General features: G+C 30.4%; 17 protein-coding genes. 1 reads left to right on the top strand and 16 read right to left on the bottom strand.

The window, feature by feature from the left end:
- Window positions 1-320: 320 nt before the first annotated feature.
- On the top strand, window positions 321-464 hold the full coding sequence (locus FYJ26_RS05885; RefSeq protein ID WP_154540602.1) for a hypothetical protein: 144 nt from the start codon (window positions 321-323) through the stop codon (window positions 462-464).
- 430 nt (window positions 465-894) lie between these two features.
- Here the strand turns inward: FYJ26_RS05885 and FYJ26_RS05880 are convergent, their stop codons facing one another.
- The 16 genes from FYJ26_RS05880 to hydA all read right to left on the bottom strand — a co-directional run bounded on the left by FYJ26_RS05880 (window position 895) and on the right by hydA (window position 16,638).
- Window positions 895-1,215 carry a PTS sugar transporter subunit IIB gene (locus FYJ26_RS05880; RefSeq protein ID WP_154540600.1) on the bottom strand — a complete coding sequence of 107 codons (321 nt, stop codon included), beginning with the start codon at window positions 1,213-1,215 and terminating at the stop codon, window positions 895-897.
- Window position 1,216: 1 nt separating this feature from the next.
- Complete coding sequence (locus tag FYJ26_RS05875; RefSeq protein ID WP_154540598.1) at window positions 1,217-2,311, bottom strand: DUF871 domain-containing protein; 1,095 nt, start codon at window positions 2,309-2,311, stop codon at window positions 1,217-1,219.
- On the bottom strand, window positions 2,308-3,639 hold the full coding sequence (locus FYJ26_RS05870; protein ID WP_154540596.1) for a PTS sugar transporter subunit IIC: 1,332 nt from the start codon (window positions 3,637-3,639) through the stop codon (window positions 2,308-2,310). Before FYJ26_RS05870 ends, FYJ26_RS05875 begins: the two co-directional genes overlap by 4 nt.
- Window positions 3,639-3,971, bottom strand: a complete 333-nt coding sequence (locus tag FYJ26_RS05865) for a PTS lactose/cellobiose transporter subunit IIA (protein ID WP_154540594.1) — start codon at window positions 3,969-3,971, stop codon at window positions 3,639-3,641. Before FYJ26_RS05865 ends, FYJ26_RS05870 begins: the two co-directional genes overlap by 1 nt.
- A gap of 16 nt (window positions 3,972-3,987) precedes the next feature.
- Complete coding sequence (locus FYJ26_RS05860) at window positions 3,988-5,949, bottom strand: BglG family transcription antiterminator (protein WP_154540592.1); 1,962 nt, start codon at window positions 5,947-5,949, stop codon at window positions 3,988-3,990.
- 367 nt (window positions 5,950-6,316) lie between these two features.
- Entirely contained in the window at window positions 6,317-6,499 is a 183-nt protein-coding gene (locus FYJ26_RS11445) for a transposase (protein WP_176270147.1), read from the bottom strand.
- Between the two features lie 634 nt (window positions 6,500-7,133).
- Complete coding sequence (locus FYJ26_RS11035) at window positions 7,134-7,274, bottom strand: hypothetical protein (protein WP_229771217.1); 141 nt, start codon at window positions 7,272-7,274, stop codon at window positions 7,134-7,136.
- A gap of 33 nt (window positions 7,275-7,307) precedes the next feature.
- Entirely contained in the window at window positions 7,308-7,577 is a 270-nt protein-coding gene (locus FYJ26_RS11030) for a hypothetical protein (RefSeq protein ID WP_229771216.1), read from the bottom strand.
- An 8-nt stretch (window positions 7,578-7,585) separates the two neighbouring features.
- Complete coding sequence (locus FYJ26_RS05845; RefSeq protein ID WP_154540590.1) at window positions 7,586-8,758, bottom strand: M20 metallopeptidase family protein; 1,173 nt, start codon at window positions 8,756-8,758, stop codon at window positions 7,586-7,588.
- Window positions 8,752-9,744: a molybdopterin-binding protein gene (locus FYJ26_RS05840; RefSeq protein ID WP_154540588.1), complete on the bottom strand. Its 993-nt coding sequence runs from the start codon at window positions 9,742-9,744 to the stop codon at window positions 8,752-8,754. The genes FYJ26_RS05845 and FYJ26_RS05840 overlap by 7 nt, the downstream gene beginning before the upstream one ends.
- An 8-nt stretch (window positions 9,745-9,752) precedes the next feature.
- Window positions 9,753-10,529 (bottom strand): XdhC family protein, encoded by a 777-nt coding sequence (locus FYJ26_RS05835; RefSeq protein ID WP_154540586.1) that lies wholly within the window; start codon window positions 10,527-10,529, stop codon window positions 9,753-9,755.
- The gene (gene yqeB / locus FYJ26_RS05830; RefSeq protein ID WP_154540584.1) at window positions 10,510-11,331 is read right to left on the bottom strand and encodes a selenium-dependent molybdenum cofactor biosynthesis protein YqeB; all 822 of its coding nucleotides are present in this window, start codon (window positions 11,329-11,331) and stop codon (window positions 10,510-10,512) included. The genes FYJ26_RS05835 and yqeB overlap by 20 nt, the downstream gene beginning before the upstream one ends.
- Complete coding sequence (locus tag FYJ26_RS05825) at window positions 11,318-11,890, bottom strand: nucleotidyltransferase family protein (protein WP_154540582.1); 573 nt, start codon at window positions 11,888-11,890, stop codon at window positions 11,318-11,320. Before FYJ26_RS05825 ends, yqeB begins: the two co-directional genes overlap by 14 nt.
- Window positions 11,880-12,593, bottom strand: a complete 714-nt coding sequence (gene yqeC / locus FYJ26_RS05820) for a selenium cofactor biosynthesis protein YqeC (RefSeq protein WP_154540580.1) — start codon at window positions 12,591-12,593, stop codon at window positions 11,880-11,882. Before yqeC ends, FYJ26_RS05825 begins: the two co-directional genes overlap by 11 nt.
- A 43-nt stretch (window positions 12,594-12,636) precedes the next feature.
- Window positions 12,637-15,255 carry a selenium-dependent xanthine dehydrogenase gene (xdh, locus tag FYJ26_RS05815; RefSeq protein ID WP_154540578.1) on the bottom strand — a complete coding sequence of 873 codons (2,619 nt, stop codon included), beginning with the start codon at window positions 15,253-15,255 and terminating at the stop codon, window positions 12,637-12,639.
- A gap of 3 nt (window positions 15,256-15,258) precedes the next feature.
- A complete protein-coding gene (hydA, locus tag FYJ26_RS05810) occupies window positions 15,259-16,638 on the bottom strand; it encodes a dihydropyrimidinase (RefSeq protein WP_154540576.1) in 1,380 nt (459 codons plus the stop codon).
- Between the last annotated feature and the right edge of the window lie 8 nt (window positions 16,639-16,646).

Below are 16,646 nucleotides of genomic sequence, written 5' to 3'. Positions count from 1 at the left end.
GATTTCTTTGATTTCAGGACTTATGAATAAGAAGAGAACTGTAAATAGAGGAATATGAGTTTTGAAGAGAGAAAGAATTTTTAAAACAATTTGAAAAATAGCACAAAGAGTGCAAATAATAACATCTAAGGAAATTGAAAAAGCATATATAGAACTGTTGGTCATTTATTGTAGGAAGTAAGATATATTATGCCCTAAAAAACATGGCTTTAGAAAAATACATCCCAAAAAGGCAAATGAAGAGGCAACAGAATCCTCAAAAAATTAAATCTAAGGCATAAGAGATAGGAAACATTAACGTAAATAGAAAAGCAATAATAATGTTTCAAGATGAAGCAGAATTTGGTCGTATAAATGAGCCTAAATACTGTTGGTGTAATGACAAAATAAGACCATCTGTACCATGGCATCTTATTAGAGAATATAGATATACCTATGGAGCAGCAGATCCAAAAACAGAATAAATTTCCTTTTTAGTACTACCTTTTGTATGAACGTATTCTTAGAAAAGTTATCCAAAGAGTATAAATAAGATAAAATACTAATAGTATGTGATAGAGCAACATGGCACAAATCAAGGAAATTAAAAATCCCAGAAAATATAGAAATAATCCATATTCCACCTTACAACCCATAAATGAATCTCATAGAATAAATTTGGAAGCAAATAAGGTCTATAGGATTTAAGAATGAGCTTTTTAATTCATTATCTAATGTTGTCGATAGACTATATGCAACAATAAATAAATTAACTAAAAAATTGTTAAAAATATTACTCGTAGGGATTGGTTGTGTGAGTAGTGTTTAGTATTAGCCATTGTTTTGAGATTATAGTCTATGTATAATTAATTGAAAATAGCCATTTAATCATCCGATTAAATGGCTATTTTCATATTAGTCTAATAATTTTAAAGCGTCATCTAATATTTTAGCTCCGTTTACCATTCCGTAATCCATCATGTCAATTACACTTACCACTGTTTTTTTATTTTCATAAGTTTGTTTAAGCTCATTAAGTTTAAATCTAACTTGTGGTCCTAATAGTAAAACATCTATACTTTCATCTTCATGAATTTCTTCTACACTTGAGACTGGAACAGCTTTTATATTAACATCGATTCCTTTTTCATAAGCTGATTGTTGCATTTTTTCTACAACTAAGCTTGTACTCATTCCTGCTGAACAACATAGAACTATATTTAATTGTTCACTCATATTATTCTCCTTTAATAATTCTAAATGGATTTTGTTCACATAGCATATTTAATATTAATTGTTCATTCTCATCTAAATAACCTAATAAATTTCTTTCTCCTGTATTTTTAATTTGTTTTTTAACAATTTGGATTTCTCCTTTATAATGAGCTAACTTGTTATTAACAATAAGCACATCACCCCTTTCAAAGAATTCTTTATCTACATTCTTTGCGGGTATGTCACTATCCTTTGCGAAAATTCTTGTAGAGCTACTTCTAATAAAATATTCAGATGAATCGATTCTATCAGCATGAACAAAATCAAATAGTATATTTTCTTCAATATCCATTATATCATTATTTAAATTGATTTTTAAGCTAGGTATAGATAAATCTATTTGACTTAATACTTTAAGTTCATCTTCTGAAGCAAATGCATTTCCAATAATAATATCATTTATTCTTCTATCAGCTATTAAATGTCTTAATTGGTAGTCAATTGCTTTGTACCTATGCTCTTCTAGTGTGCATAACCCCTTGAAAACTGGCCAAGGACCAAAAGTATTCTCATTATTGCTAGAGATGAAAGAATGTACTGGCAAACCCATTTGATAATATTTATCTGTAAAATAATCAAACCTTTTCTTAGATAAGCCTGTATATTCTTGAGGATAGAAGTTATGACATGTAGACATGGCATTTCTATTAGCCCCCTTTTTTATAAGCAAATCTAAAGATATATCAGAAGATGCATTAAATTCAACAGCGATACCATATGGGTTATTTGTCATTAGTATATTTTCCGAGTCTGAAAGAGGCCAGTCTAATCTAATAATGTCTACACCCATTTGTGAAAATACAGAAAGATTATCTGCTTTTGCTCCTAAAAACTCAAATACATGTCCATTTGTGTCTACAGATACAGTGTAACCAAGATTATGAGCTTGACTTATAAAATTTGAAAAATTAGATATAGTTTCTTCTTTACTTTCTTCAACTGACAGTAAGCAAGTAAATATTCTTGTAAAACCGTATTTTGCTGCCATCTTCATATATGCTAAATCATTTTCTTTTGTAGAATGTTCGGGATATATTGATATTCCTAAATTTCTCATTTTACTTCTTCGCTTTCTAGACTTTCTTCTTGAATTAGGTTGTTTTTATCAACTGCTGCTATAAATGGATAGTAAATTAAGCATCCAATTGCAATTAATAATATTTGCAAAACTGCTCCTTGCCAGTTACTTGATAAGAATCCAGATATAATTGGAGGTGTTGTCCAAGGCATGATTATTCCGTTAGTAATAGGTACTAAACCAATACTCATTGTTATATAAGTAATAATGATATTAACAGTAGGAACTAGCAAGAAAGGAATGAATAATAGTGGGTTAAGTACTATTGGAAGTCCGTAAATTACTGGTTCATTAATTCCAAATACTGCTGGAAGTATTGAAAGTCTTGATAATTGTTTTAATCTCTTTGATTTAGAAATTAATACAGCTACTATTAACAGAGATAATGTGGAACCTGCACCGCCAAATGTAGCAAATAAGTTTTGGAATTGTACGTTAATTATATTTTCAGGCATTTGCCCTGCTGTTACTTTTGCTAAGTTTTCTGCTGATAGAGCATATAAAACTGGAAGAAACATAGAGTCTGTAATATTTGTTCCGTGGATTCCTAAAAACCATAAAGCATGAGCAAACAGATATACTAAAATCATAGCTGGAAGTGATCCACCTATATGCTGTAGTGGAAGTTGTAGGACACTATATACAAATGTAAATGCATTCCCCCATTGTGTTAATGAGAATATAAATCTGATTAATACAAAAGTAGTCATTACAAATGCTGTAGGGAATAAAGACGCAAATGATTGACCTACTGTAGGGGGTACACCTGCAGGCATTTTGATAACTAAACCTTTATCAACTATGATTTTATATATTCTTACAGCTAAGAAAGCTGAAATTATACCGATAAATACACCCTTTGAGCCTAGCCAATCTAATGATAATCCGCTAACAGTGAAAGCATCTTCGCTTCCTTCAGGAGTGAAATCAAATTTGAATGGCATTAAAATAAACCAGCCAACTAGCGATACAACCCCACCAAATAGAGGATTTACGCCAAGTCTTGTCGCATAAGCATGGCCAATTCCTATAACTACAAATATTGACATTATTGTAAATGAAGCACTAGTAGCAGCAGAAAAATATGATGAAATAGTATTACCATTAATTTCTGCACTATTAAGTAAATCAATCCATGATTGTATAGGGAAATTAGATATTAACATGAATATTGACCCTATAATTAAAAGTGGCATTGCTAGAGCAAAACCATCTCTTATTGATTGTAAATGTGCATTAGCACTTATCTTTGCCGCTATGGGCATCATTTTTTCTTCGATTTTATCCATAAAACTTTGTTTTTTCATTAGCTTTCTCCTTTATTTTCTAAATTAATAATCCTTTCATATGATTTTATAATTTCTTCGGCTAAAATACATATGGTTTCGCTTGCCATCATTTGATCTTCAGCATGAACCAATAATATAGTTTTCATCGATTCATCTAAATTAAAATTTTCAGTAAACATTTGTTGATGAATTTCATGACATTTAGAATAAGCGTCTTTTCCTTTTGATATTAGATCTCTTGCCCTATCGAGTTCACCGTATCTTGCTTGAGTCATAGCTTCAATATAAGAAGACTTAGCAGAACCAGCAAAAGTTATTAATTGCATGCAAATTTCTTCTAAATTATTCATTTGTATCTCCTTTCATTTATATCAAATTAATCATAACATTTTTGAAATCATCAAAGCTTTTAACATTTATTAGTGATGTAAGAATATCTTCATCTTTAATTATTTTAGTAAACAATCCTAATAAATACTCATAACTTGGAGCAGGCTTTGAAGATGGAGAAATATATATTATTATTCTTACTTTTGTATTATTCTCATCCCAAAATATATCCTTTTTTGAAATATATATGAAAATTTTGGTTTCTTTTTCTATCGGATTTACAGGATGGGGAAGAGCTACCAAATTATTAAAAACAACACTTCCAAAGCTTTCTCTAAGAATTGTTTCAGATCTATATTTTTCTATATCTTTTTTATTATTTGTTAAACTATGATATATAAAATCAAGTATTTGTTCTTTTTTCTTAGATTCATTACTTATACAAAATCTATCAAATAAAAAATATTTATCAATCAGTTTATTTGAATAAGTGTTACTTTTTGTAGATTTCTGAATATCTTCACTAAGTTTTAATTTTTCATCTATAATTTTACAATCATTTTCATCTAAAAATATGCTAACCTTAACATATGGAACAGGAATAACTAAATAATCTAAATCAACAGTTGAAATAATAAAATCTATATTATTTAGATTTTGAGATCCTATTTCATAATAACCTATAACTTCTTTTATATTTATGTTATTTCCATATTCGTTTTCTATTCTGCTTTTTAGCATAAGACCAGTAGATAAGCCCGAAGCACAAACGACTAGAACATTACGTTTAATGTTAGATTTTTTTCTTTCTATAGCTGAAAGAATATATATAACTATATAAGACCATTCATCTTCAGTTAATGAATCGTTTTCAAATATAGAAAACTTTCTGAAACTTTCAACCACTAAATTATAATAATATTTATATTGGTTAGTAATCTTTTTTGTTAATGGATTTGTCACAAATAATCCTGAATAAATCCTATTTTCAAGACTAGATAAATGCTCCATAAAATTATTAATAAATACTTTATCATCTAATAAATTTATGCCTAATTTTTTTGATAGGTAACTAAGCAGTTGTATTATTTTTTTATTAGTAATCAATACAGAATTATATTGCGACTTAGTTTTTGATATTAATTGTAAATAAATATATTCTTGTTCATTTTCAGGCAAAGATATGTCAAAACTTTTTGATATTCTATTTATGATGTTTGATGCAAATCGGTAAATTTTAGGGTTATCTTTTTTTATTAAACTAACATCAGGATTTTCATAATCTTTAATAATACAATTATCTTCAACTCTTTCTATTAGTAAAGCAAGATGAATAACGAGATTTTGAATTGTGTAATCATTAACCGAAATTTTAAATTCTCGAATCTCATCTAGAAGAATAATTAGTATCTGAGATATAGAAGATCTATTAAACAATTCTAGTTCATTTAAATCTTTTATAAAATTATTAGAATATAAGTCTGAAAAGAAATAATCTAGTATAAAATGTCTTTTATTAACCTCCTTGCCAACAACAGATATAATAGAATCTTGATTTTTATCTATATAAAGACCATAATCTTTTAACTTATCTCTTATATTATATATATCTCTATTTAGCGTTGATTCGCTAATATATAGAATGTCTAAGACTTTATAAAAATCTAAATTATTATTCTTTAAGAGTAAATTTTCAAGAATAAACTTCTCTCTACCTTCTTTATCATATATTTGATTAATATTAGAAATAGCATTTTTGTAATTATAGATAAAATCAATATAATCATCGTTGTTAATTATACTGATTTTAAAGCCACTTCCTTTTTTTGATATAATTTTAAATGAATTATGATTAGGTTTTTCAATTATATTATTAATTGATGTCCTTATAGTTTTTTCTGAAACTCCTACATTTTCACCAATTTCTTGGCTTGTACAAAATCGGTGTCTATTACTATATAAAAACTTAATTATTTTTATTTCTCTATCAGATAACATAGCTTTTCCTCATTACTATTATACATAAAAAAGTATATAAACTCCTTTAATTATTTTCCGTTGCCATAACGGAAATAGTGAAATTAAACTATTTGTGCAAATAATATTTATATTTATTAAAAACTTATTAGATTTATACATATATTTTAGCATAAAGGTAGTGTCAAATCATTTTGCAAACTCCCCTATAATATTTTGCTAACATCTACTACTTCTCCCTTTTAAGATAGAAAACTTTTTCATTTTTTTATTTTTCTAATTTATTAAATATTTCTTCTATTTTTATCTTGAATTTTTCCAAATCCTTTATTTATTCTATTATCAAATTTTTCATTGTATTCTAAACATATCATGCAGATTATGCAATCTAATGAGTCTTCATTATTTGATGAAATGTTTTTATATCTTTGTCAACTAGTTTAGATATATTTGATTTTGTGCTTGCTGAATAATAATGACCATACATTCTGGATATTAAAGAAGCTATTTCTCTAGTTGTTATACTATTTTTGTAAATTTTTACGATGGTTGTTTCTAAATCATCATTTATTCTTTTGTATTATAGTAGTGGACCTTAATAAACTCTCTGATTCTATCAGGTGATATTTCTATATTTAGTACTCATATGATGTATTTATTTTGCTATTGTAATACCAATTTATAAAATTTCTGGAAATTGTATCCTATAGGATTATATTTTTTATAATCTAAAAATACTATTAATTCATGCTTTAGTAGTTGACTATCTGATTTTTCAAGTTCACACCTAAAAAATTCTTTAATATTTTACTTTTGCTTGGTGTTTCTATTAATTTTATGGTAAAACATTTCATAATGACCTCCTATTATATGCCTTGCTAACAAATTTTTATAGGTTTTTGTCATTTTTTCTGCTTTTTAATTTGGATGTTTACACCTGATATTTTATATTATGATTTGATTATTACTTTGACTAATATATACAGGTCAAAGTTTTTAATATCCATATTAATTTCAGTACTAAGTATACTCATCGTGTAAATAATCTTAGTTTATATGAGATTGATGTAAATAAATTTGGTGATTTTAAGAGTTTTTCTTTTAACTTTTTTATCCTTATAGGAGGATATATAATTTCAATTTTAATAAAGAAAATAAGATATTTTTTTGATAAAAAATAAGAAGGAGATAAGCTACTAACCTTCTTATTTTTTCATTATATCAAGAGGATCTATTACATTGGGAGATACTGAAAATTTATTTTTGTTATTGTAAAATACAAAAAGTGGGAAGTTTGTTTTTCCTTCTTCTAGGTTTTCTATAAGTGTTTCTAGGAAAAATTTCATGGCTTTTTTGTCAATTTTGCCCTTTGAGTTCTCTTATTTTACTATCCAAAATGGTGATAGGGGCTTTAGCTTGTTTATATCAACTACTATTCCTACTTCTATATCCAAATAGTCAAAACTCGCCAAAAAGGCGTATATTCCCTTATCAAGGTCTGTTTTTTGGTCTATATTTTCTGGAGAATCTGTCACATCGATTTCCATTATTTTTGTAATCTTACCATTGACTTTTTCAAAGTTTTCTATGATGTTGTCTTTTTTAAGCTCAGATAGTATAAGTTTATAATATTCTTTACTTTTTAACATAAATCTCCTTAATTAAAGTAATCTTGTCCATCTATTACTGTATTTGCTATTACTTCTACAGCAGTTTTTATAGCCTTATCTGAGCAGTAAAATTTTCTACTGTGGAGGGCTTCTTTGTTATGACCTTCTTCTCCACTTCCAAACCAGTAGAAAAATCCTGGTACTTTTTTCATATAAAAAGCAAAATCTTCACTTGCCATAGTTTGACCATCTCTTATTATATTGGACTTGTCTAAAGTTTTTAGGACGGATTTTAAGACAAATTCATACATTTTTTCAGGATTATATACTAAGGGAATAAGATCCTCATATTCTATTTTATATTTGCATCGGTAGGATTTTGCAGTATATTCAACTATCTCTTCCATTCTTTTTATAGAATTTTCTAGGCTTTTTTCCGAAAGACTTCTAATAGTTGCACTTAAATCTACCCTATCTACCACAAGATTATCCTCACTTCCTCCATTTATGGAATTTACAGAAAGAACTGTATTATCAAAAGGATTTGTATTTCTTGAAATAATTGTTTGAAGGCTCATTACTATATTTGATGCACAAACTATAGGGTCAATATTAAGTTCTGGCATGGAACCATGTTGACCGTGACCTATTATTTTTATCTTAAAATTTGTCTTTGTAGACATCAAGGCTCCCTTTTTTACAATCACCTTTCCATAATCTATTAAAGGCCAATTGTGAAAACCAAATATATAGTCAATTTTTACTTTTTCAAAAAGACCTAAGTCTATAAGTTCCTTAGCACCTTTAGTAATCTCTTCTGATCTTTGGAAAATAAAAACCACATCGCCCTTTAATAGCTTCTTATTAGATGATAATAATTTTACAAGACCAAGGTTAACAGCGGTATGATAATCATGTCCACAAGCATGCATAAGTTTATCATCTAGGGACTTATAGTCTACTTCTGTTTCTTCCTTCTGTAAAAGAGCATCTATGTCAGATCTAATTGCTATGACCTTTCCATTTTTTCCAGTCTTTAGTCTTGCTACAAGACCTGTTTTTATAGGAAATTCTATTATTTCTATATCTTTAAATTGGGAAATATAATTCCTAATAATCTCTGTCGTTCTGAATTCTTCTCCTGATTTTTCTGGATGCTTGTGTATATCATGCCTTATGTCTGTTATAATTTTTAAATCTTGATTTGATATTCTTAACATTTTCTACCTGCCAAAAGACCACCCTCACCTAGTTCTGTGAAGTCTTCTTTTTTAAGATCAAGTTTTGCAAAAAATCTAGGGAGAAATATATCAAAGCTTGTAAATTTAGAATGTATGGATGCACCAGGAACTCCTACTAGATAAGTCTTATCTTTAATTCCTACTGTAAGCATATTACCTGGTTGAACTGGTATACCTTGTATTATCAACTTATCTGACATATCTTTTATTATTGTTGGTGTAATATCATCTGGGTCTACACTCATTCCACCAGAAAATACTATAAGATCAGCTTTTCTTTCAAGGTAGCCTTTTGCAACATTTTTTATATAATTCATATCATCAGGGCATTTCTCAATTCCTAAAATTTCATGGTCATAAAAAGATAGTTTTTCTCTTATAACCGGTTCAAATAAGTCATCTATCCTAGCTGTATAAATTTCATTTCCTGTAATTATAATTCCTACCCTAAGCTTATGAAATTTCTTTACTTCGAATATAGGTCTATACCTTTGTCCTATTCTCTTTATGTTTTCTACTTCTTCTCTCTTAGTAAAAAGCGGAACTATTCTTCCTCCAACTAGATTATCTCCACTAAAAACCTTAGTATAGGAAGGAATGGTAGCAAAGGTGTAATCACCTTCATTGTTTAATTCAAATAATCCCTTTCTATTTGTAACAAATATTCCATCGCTATTTGCCTTAAATGTGATTTTTCCCTCAGATGGATCTTTGTAGCATATATTTTCCCCAATTAAATCATCTGCAACTTCTTTTATTGCATCTTCTTCGTGAACAAAGCCATAATCAAGCTCCCCTACAAAGAGATTTTCCTTGCCTATATTCTTAAGCTTTTCTATGTCGCTTTCTTCTACTATGTGACCTCTTTTAAAAACAACTCCTTTGAAACCATCTGCCATTATTCCTGTCAAATCATGAAATAGAGGCTTTCCTATTGCTTCTTCAACCTTAACTTTCCTTAGCATATTCTCTCCTACTTATTGATTTCTTTATTGTTTTTTATGGATATTATTTGTGAAATTATTGATATGGCTATCTCTTCCACACTGCCATCATCAATAGGATAACCTACAGGAGCATGGACTTTATCTAGTAGTTTTTTATCCACACCCTTTTCTCTTAGATTATCAAAAACTCTCTTAACCTTTCTTTTTGATCCTATCATTCCCAAAAACTTGTAGTCTTTGTCTATAACATTTTCTAAAACTTCTTCATCATAGTCAGGAGTTGCTATTAATATATAGGTATTTTTATTAAAATCAAAATTTTCAGAAAACTCTTTTGGCTTTTTAAGGACAAATTGGTCTATATCTTCTAAATCTTTTTTGTTTTTAAAGTCTTCCCTTTGATCTATAACTACTACATTAAAACCTGTTTTTGTTGCAATTCTTGCAAGTTTTTGGCCGACATGACCTGCTCCAAATATTAAAAGCCTGGGATTTACCCTAAATATTTTTATATAACCTTTGTTTTGACCACCACAAAGCATTTTTACCTCTTGCTTCTCATTGAGAGTGTAGTCAAAAGATTTTTCTTTGTCTTCTTTAAGAGCTTTTAAGGCCTTTTTTGTCAAGTCATATTCAATAGGACCACCTCCTATAGTTCCAAAAGTTTTCCCATTTTCAAAAACAGCCATAGTAGAGTTATCCTTGCCTGGGGCTGACCCCTTTGTTTCTGTAAGTATAGCAAGAGCTACATTTCTTCCATTTTCTAATTCCTTAACAACTTCTCTAAGAATTTCTAAATCCATCTTCTATTCTCCTTTTACATATGAGGATTGCTTCAAGAGTTCCTCCACCTATAAGTCTTGCCTTATCAGATATGGTTTTTGTGTTTCTTTTATTTACTCTTGGATCTACATCTCCTATTTTAAGGTCTTTTGTAACCTTTGATTTATTTCCAATCATACCCCTTACCATACCATCAAGTTCTGATCTAACTTCTTTATCATTTACATAGGCTAAAACTTCTCCTTTTTTCACAATTGATCCTATATCTTTTATTACTTCAATTTCTCCATCATCAGGAGATCTTAGGATTCTTTCAGTTGTATATCCATTTATATTACCTGGAATACCTGTGTTTTTTTGAGCATTTCCTTCGAAGATTAGCCTTCCCAAATCATGCCCCCTATTTGTTTCTATAACTACATCTACATCTATCCCTGCCTCATATCCAGGACCTAAGGCTATAGTTATGTCTGCCATTTGCTTATTTGTCCCAATATTTTTCTTAGCTAGAGTTCCATCAACTAAAGCCATAGGTTTTAATTTTTTTATAATTTCAGCCTTTGGGTCAATATATACTGGAACTTTTCCATCCTTCCAGCACTCTTTTATTTCATCAATATTAGTTACCTTTTTAGCTATAAAGTCTTCTATTTGAATTTCACCATCGAATATTGCTTGGGCGCAAGATACATATCTTCTTATACAAAGAGGTTTCTCCATTTCAAGAACTAAAACTTTAAAACCAGTTCTATGAAGCTTCTGGATAGAACCTGTGGCTACATCTCCACCCCCTCTAAAAACTACTATATCATTTTCTAGCATCTTCAAACTCCTCTAGGTTTCTATAGGTATCTACATCCCATAGTTCTTTTATGTCATCTATATACACTTCATTTTTGTCATTATCTTTAACAAGAAGCATTCCGCCTTGATCAAATTCTAAGGCTAAAAGTCCTTCCCTAAATTCGTTTGAAAATATAACAGGTGCTCCTCTTCTTTTTTCAGTCCTTGGATAGGTTACATACTCATTTTTCTTGTAAGCTTCTATGAGTTTATTTACAGTTTCAAGTGTGAGTAAAGGTTGATCTGCGACAAAAAACATCATAGCTGAGTCCTTATCACAATTTAGAACCCCATATTTTATAGATGCTGACTTGCCTACTTCATTTTTGTCATTAAATATTGCCTTGAATCCTCTTTTTTTAGCATCATTTAAGATTTCTTCATATGATGAAACTAAGATTACATCATAAAATCCAACTTTTTCTATCATATCAAAAGTCCATTGGTAAAGCTTTTTACCATTAAAATCTAGTAAAAGTTTGTTTTCACCCATTCTTTTTGAAAGACCAGATGCCATAATTATTGCACTAATTTTCATAATATTCCTCCTTTAAGATAGAACCATAAAAGACCATAACTTCATCCAAATTATCCTTAAGGTATTTGGCTAAGTCATAAGCTTTTTCTTTTTCTTCATTACTTTCTACTTGGTTTATATATATTATTTTTTTACCCTCAAAGCCTTTAAATATTCCAGGCTTTGATTTAATTAGTTTTAAGATTATTTCTTTGCTAATTATGTCCTTACCTATATTTCTAATATAGTCTTCATAGTTATAAATAAAGTCATTGTTAGGCTTTTTTCCAAGAACCTTTATTGGAAAAATCCCTATAGCCTTGGAAGTTTCTTTATAGATTACTGGTTCATAATCCTTCCAATATTTTAAGGGAAGATTTCTAGACCCATCTGCTTCTATTAGAGTAAAGTCAAAATCTTTGATTTTTTCTAAGAGAATATCCTTATCTATAGACTTAAGTTTATTTTTATCTTTTATAAGCTTACCTATTACTACAAGTTTATTATTTATTGGCCTTTTATAATCCTTTTTTGATGTATACAAAAAATCATATTCATCATTTTTAGGTACTTTTATCTTAGTTGATGTAGTTACTAAGACTTTCCCCTTATCTCTAAGTCTTTTTGCAAGGTAGAACATAAGACTTGTTTTTCCTGCTGATCCTGTAATGGATATTATGTCATTTTTTTTTATATCTAATATGTCTAATATATCTTTTTTCATAAAAAAAGCTGTAGCAATTTTTTGTCGCTACAGCTATAATCTCCTATTTTTCAATTTTTTTTGTCTTTTTATAGAAGGTATCCCTAAGTGGTAGTTCAAGTCTTAAGTCCCCATCAAGAGCATAGTAGGCTCCTTGAACTGCTGGAGCTGTAGGAATAGTCGCTATTTCTCCAATTCCCTTTGCCCCATAGGCAAGATCTAGTAATTCTTCTTTTTCTATCAAAATAGGGTGAATTCTAGGAGTATCTGTAGACCTCCAAAGTCCCATGTTACCATATTTTGCCTTTATAACAGAATCTTTTAATTTAAGATCTTCTGTTAGGGCATAGCCTAAGCTCATCACTACCCCACCTTCTATTTGACCTTCAATGGTGGTTGGGTTGACTACTTTTCCTGAATCATGGGCTGCATATACATCAGTAACTTTTCCATTATCATCAAGGACTACTACATGAGCTGCAAAACCATAGGCTAAGTGGGATTTTGGATTTGGCTTATCTGATCCTAATGGATCTGTTGGGTCATCATATTCATAGAAATATTCTTTTTTATCTAACTCTTCTAGACTATGATTTTCTAAGTCTTTTGCAAGTTTTTCTGCACATTTTTTGGCAGCTTCACCTGTTATCAAGGTGTGTCTTGATCCTGATGTAGTTCCAGAGTCAGGACTTGTTAGGGTATTTGGAGGCATAATTTTTATCTTATGATATGGAAGAGATGTTGCTTTTCCAATCATTTGAAGGATTATAGTTCCTACTCCTTGTCCTATGCAAGTTGCTCCAGAATAGACTTTTACCATATCACCATCTACTACTATTTTAACCCTTCCTATATCCTTTAATCCAACACCAACCCCTGCATTTTTCATAGCTACTGCTATACCTGCATGGTCTTTATTTTCTTCATATATGTCTTTTACTGCTTCAAGACATTCTACAAGAGCTGTAGATCTGTCTGCAATTTGTCCATTAGGTAGGACTTCTCCTGGTTTTATAGCATTTCTGTATCTTATCTCCCAAGGTGATATCCCTACTTTTTCAGCTAATATATTAATATTACTTTCCATTGCAAAATTTGATTGGCAAACTCCAAATCCTCTGAAAGCTCCTGATGGTGGATTGTTTGTATAATAACCAAATCCCTTTATATCTGTGTTTTGGTAGTTGTAAGGTCCTACCGAATGAGTACAGGCTCTTTCTAAAACTGGTCCACAAAGGGAAGCATAAGCTCCAGTATCAAAGTAGATTTCACATTCCATACCTTGGAAAATTCCATTCTCATCACAGCCAATGGTAAATCTTCCCTCCATAGGGTGACGTTTTGGATGCCATCTTAAAGACTCATCTCTGGTAAATTTATGTTTAACTGGTCTTTGATATAGGTAGGCTGCAAGGGCTGCTGGTGGTTGGACACTCATGTCTTCTTTTCCACCAAATGCTCCTCCTACAAAAGGATTGACTACAACAATCCTTTCTGGAGTATCTTCCCAATTAAACATTATAGATAACTCTCTTCTTGTATCGTATACTGATTGATCTGATGAATATACTCTTACCCCATCTTTATAAGGTTCTGCTACACAACATTCTGGTTCTAGGTAAGCATGCTCTCCTAAAGGAGTTTTGTAAGTAAAGCTTGCTATGTACTTAGAGTTTTCTAAGGCTTTCTTAGCATCTCCACGGCTTACATGTCTTTTTTGACAAAGATTTCCATCAGGATGAATTTTTGGAGCATCTTCTGCCATAGCTTCTTCAATAGTACTTACAGGTTTTAACTCCTCCAGCTCCACTTCTACAAGTTTTTTTGCCTTTTCTAAAGTTTTTTCATCTTCTGCCACTACAAAACAGAAAGCATCCGCAAGAGATTTTGTTTCCTCTCCCACATCTATAAAAACTGGCCAGTCTCTTTGGATATGTCCTATAAGATTTACTGGTACATCTTTTGCAGTTAAGACTCCAACTACTCCATCAAGCTCTAAAGCCTTACTTGGATCAAGTTTTAATAGCTTAGCCCTAGGATATTTTGTTCTTACACATGAGCCATAAAGCATATTATCTAATTCTATATCATCAGCATAAATACCAGTTCCTAGTATCTTATCGTGAGCATCAATCCTATCTGCCCTTGCCCCTACTAAGGCTTCTGATTCCTCATAATTTATTTTTTCATCTCCCCTAAGTATGGCACTTGCAAGCATTATTCCTTCTACAATTTTCTTATATCCTGTACACCTACAGATATTTCCTCTTATTCCTTTTCTTATATCATCTTCTGTAGGATTAGGGTTGGATCTTATAACACTTACTCCGCTCATCACCATACCAGGTATGCAAAATCCACATTGGACAGCTCCCGCCTTAGTAAAGGCATAAGTGAAAGCTTCTTTTTCTTCATCCTTGAGACCTTCACTTGTTATTACCTCTTGGTCATTTAATTTTGAAAGTCTAACTACACAGGCTTTTTTGGATGCATCTCCTACTAAAACTGTACATGTACCACAAGCTCCTTGACTACATCCATCCTTTACCGATGTTAGTTTTAAGTCATCTCTTAAAAATCTAAGAAGAGTCTTATCCTCATATGTTTCATAGACCTTACCATTTACCCTAACAAAAAGGGCTTTACTATCATTTTTATCACCTATTCGTATCGTTTCTGTCATAATTTATTCCTTACTTAAAATTCTTTTTATAAATTCTCCCATTCCAGCTTTTGCATAGTAACCTTTCTCATCCAATATTATTTTTCCCTTTGAGATTACTGTATCTACTTTAAAATCAGTATCGAATCCTTCATAGCTTGTATAATCACATCTTGAATGTCTATTTTCCTGTTTTATAGTATATCCATTCATAGTTAAGATAGCTAAATCAGCATCTGTTCCTTCTTCTATACTTCCCTTATTTGGATAAAATCCAAATATTTTTGAAGGATTTAAGGACAAGACTTCCATAAGTCTAACAAGACTTATCTTTCTTTGAAGACCAAGTGTTAATACAACTTCTATTCTTTCTTCAATTCCTGGTATTCCTCCTGGAGCCTTGATAAAATTATCGGCATATGGCTTTTTTTCACTTTCATATATAAATGGACAATGGTCTGTTGCAACAACATCAACATCTCCATTTCTTATCCCAGCCCACAAAGCTTCTATGTCATCTTTTTTTCTTAAAGGAGGAGCACAAATATATTTAACAGCCTCATCATTGGGGTTGTCCATATATTTTGACTCATCATAAGTTAAATATTGGGTACATGTTTCACAATAGAGGTTTTTCGCCCCTCTTTCTCTTGCTCTTTTTATCTCATCAAGCCCCTCTTTTGTTGAGGTATGAACAATATATAATTTAGGATATCCTGCAGTTTCTGAAAGATAGATTAACCTATTTATAGCCTCAGCTTCACTTTGGTTTGGTCTGGTTAGGGCATGGTATTTTGGGGAAAGCTTATTATCTCTTATGGCCTCATTTCTTAGCTCATATATAAGTCCATCATTTTCGCAGTGGACACAAACAATAGAGCCTGTTTTTTTTGCAGTCTTTAGAACCCTGAGTATTTGGTCATCGTTAAGTTTTCCCCCATATGTTGTATAAATTTTAATGGAAGGGATACCCTCATTTTTTAAGTCTTCAATTTCAGATAAAAGACTTTCATTTTCTTCATACATAGCTCCATGAAAGGAGTAGTCTATATAAGCTTTTCCATCTGCTATATCATGATAATGATCTATTAGACTATGAAGACTTGCACCTTTTCCTAAATCTCCAATATGGTCACAAATGGTGGTAGTAGCTCCAAAGCTTGCTGCATAAGTTCCACTAGCAAAATCATCACAAGCTATAAATTTACCTAAGTCAAGTGACATATGGGTATGCACATCAACACCACCTGGTATAACTAATTTATCTTTTGCATCTATTATTTTATCTACTTTCTCTTCTATGTTTTTTCCTATTTTTGATATTTTTCTTCCTTCTAATAAGATATCAAGAAAGTCTACCTTATCCTTTAAAACTACTTTGCCATTTTTTATAAGCGTTTTCATAATACCAC

It is taken from the genome of Anaerococcus porci, assembly GCF_009696575.1.
Classification (GTDB): Bacteria; Bacillota; Clostridia; order Tissierellales; family Peptoniphilaceae; genus Anaerococcus; species Anaerococcus porci.
This window is presented reverse-complemented; position numbering and strand designations above follow the sequence as displayed.

What these genes read in the sequence shown, in the direction of transcription:
- FYJ26_RS05885 (WP_154540602.1), top strand. Translation starts at nt 321, where the DNA reads ATGTTTCAAGATGAAGCAGAATTTGGTCGTATAAATGAGCCTAAATAC.
- FYJ26_RS05880 (WP_154540600.1), bottom strand. Translation starts at nt 1,215, where the DNA reads ATGAGTGAACAATTAAATATAGTTCTATGTTGTTCAGCAGGAATGAGT.
- FYJ26_RS05875 (WP_154540598.1), bottom strand. Translation starts at nt 2,311, where the DNA reads ATGAGAAATTTAGGAATATCAATATATCCCGAACATTCTACAAAAGAA.
- FYJ26_RS05870 (WP_154540596.1), bottom strand. Translation starts at nt 3,639, where the DNA reads ATGAAAAAACAAAGTTTTATGGATAAAATCGAAGAAAAAATGATGCCC.
- FYJ26_RS05865 (WP_154540594.1), bottom strand. Translation starts at nt 3,971, where the DNA reads ATGAATAATTTAGAAGAAATTTGCATGCAATTAATAACTTTTGCTGGT.
- FYJ26_RS05860 (WP_154540592.1), bottom strand. Translation starts at nt 5,949, where the DNA reads ATGTTATCTGATAGAGAAATAAAAATAATTAAGTTTTTATATAGTAAT.
- FYJ26_RS11035 (WP_229771217.1), bottom strand. Translation starts at nt 7,274, where the DNA reads ATGAAATTTTTCCTAGAAACACTTATAGAAAACCTAGAAGAAGGAAAA.
- FYJ26_RS11030 (WP_229771216.1), bottom strand. Translation starts at nt 7,577, where the DNA reads ATGTTAAAAAGTAAAGAATATTATAAACTTATACTATCTGAGCTTAAA.
- FYJ26_RS05845 (WP_154540590.1), bottom strand. Translation starts at nt 8,758, where the DNA reads ATGTTAAGAATATCAAATCAAGATTTAAAAATTATAACAGACATAAGG.
- FYJ26_RS05840 (WP_154540588.1), bottom strand. Translation starts at nt 9,744, where the DNA reads ATGCTAAGGAAAGTTAAGGTTGAAGAAGCAATAGGAAAGCCTCTATTT.
- FYJ26_RS05835 (WP_154540586.1), bottom strand. Translation starts at nt 10,529, where the DNA reads ATGGATTTAGAAATTCTTAGAGAAGTTGTTAAGGAATTAGAAAATGGA.
- yqeB (WP_154540584.1), bottom strand. Translation starts at nt 11,331, where the DNA reads ATGCTAGAAAATGATATAGTAGTTTTTAGAGGGGGTGGAGATGTAGCC.
- FYJ26_RS05825 (WP_154540582.1), bottom strand. Translation starts at nt 11,890, where the DNA reads ATGAAAATTAGTGCAATAATTATGGCATCTGGTCTTTCAAAAAGAATG.
- yqeC (WP_154540580.1), bottom strand. Translation starts at nt 12,593, where the DNA reads ATGAAAAAAGATATATTAGACATATTAGATATAAAAAAAAATGACATA.
- xdh (WP_154540578.1), bottom strand. Translation starts at nt 15,255, where the DNA reads ATGACAGAAACGATACGAATAGGTGATAAAAATGATAGTAAAGCCCTT.
- hydA (WP_154540576.1), bottom strand. Translation starts at nt 16,638, where the DNA reads ATGAAAACGCTTATAAAAAATGGCAAAGTAGTTTTAAAGGATAAGGTA.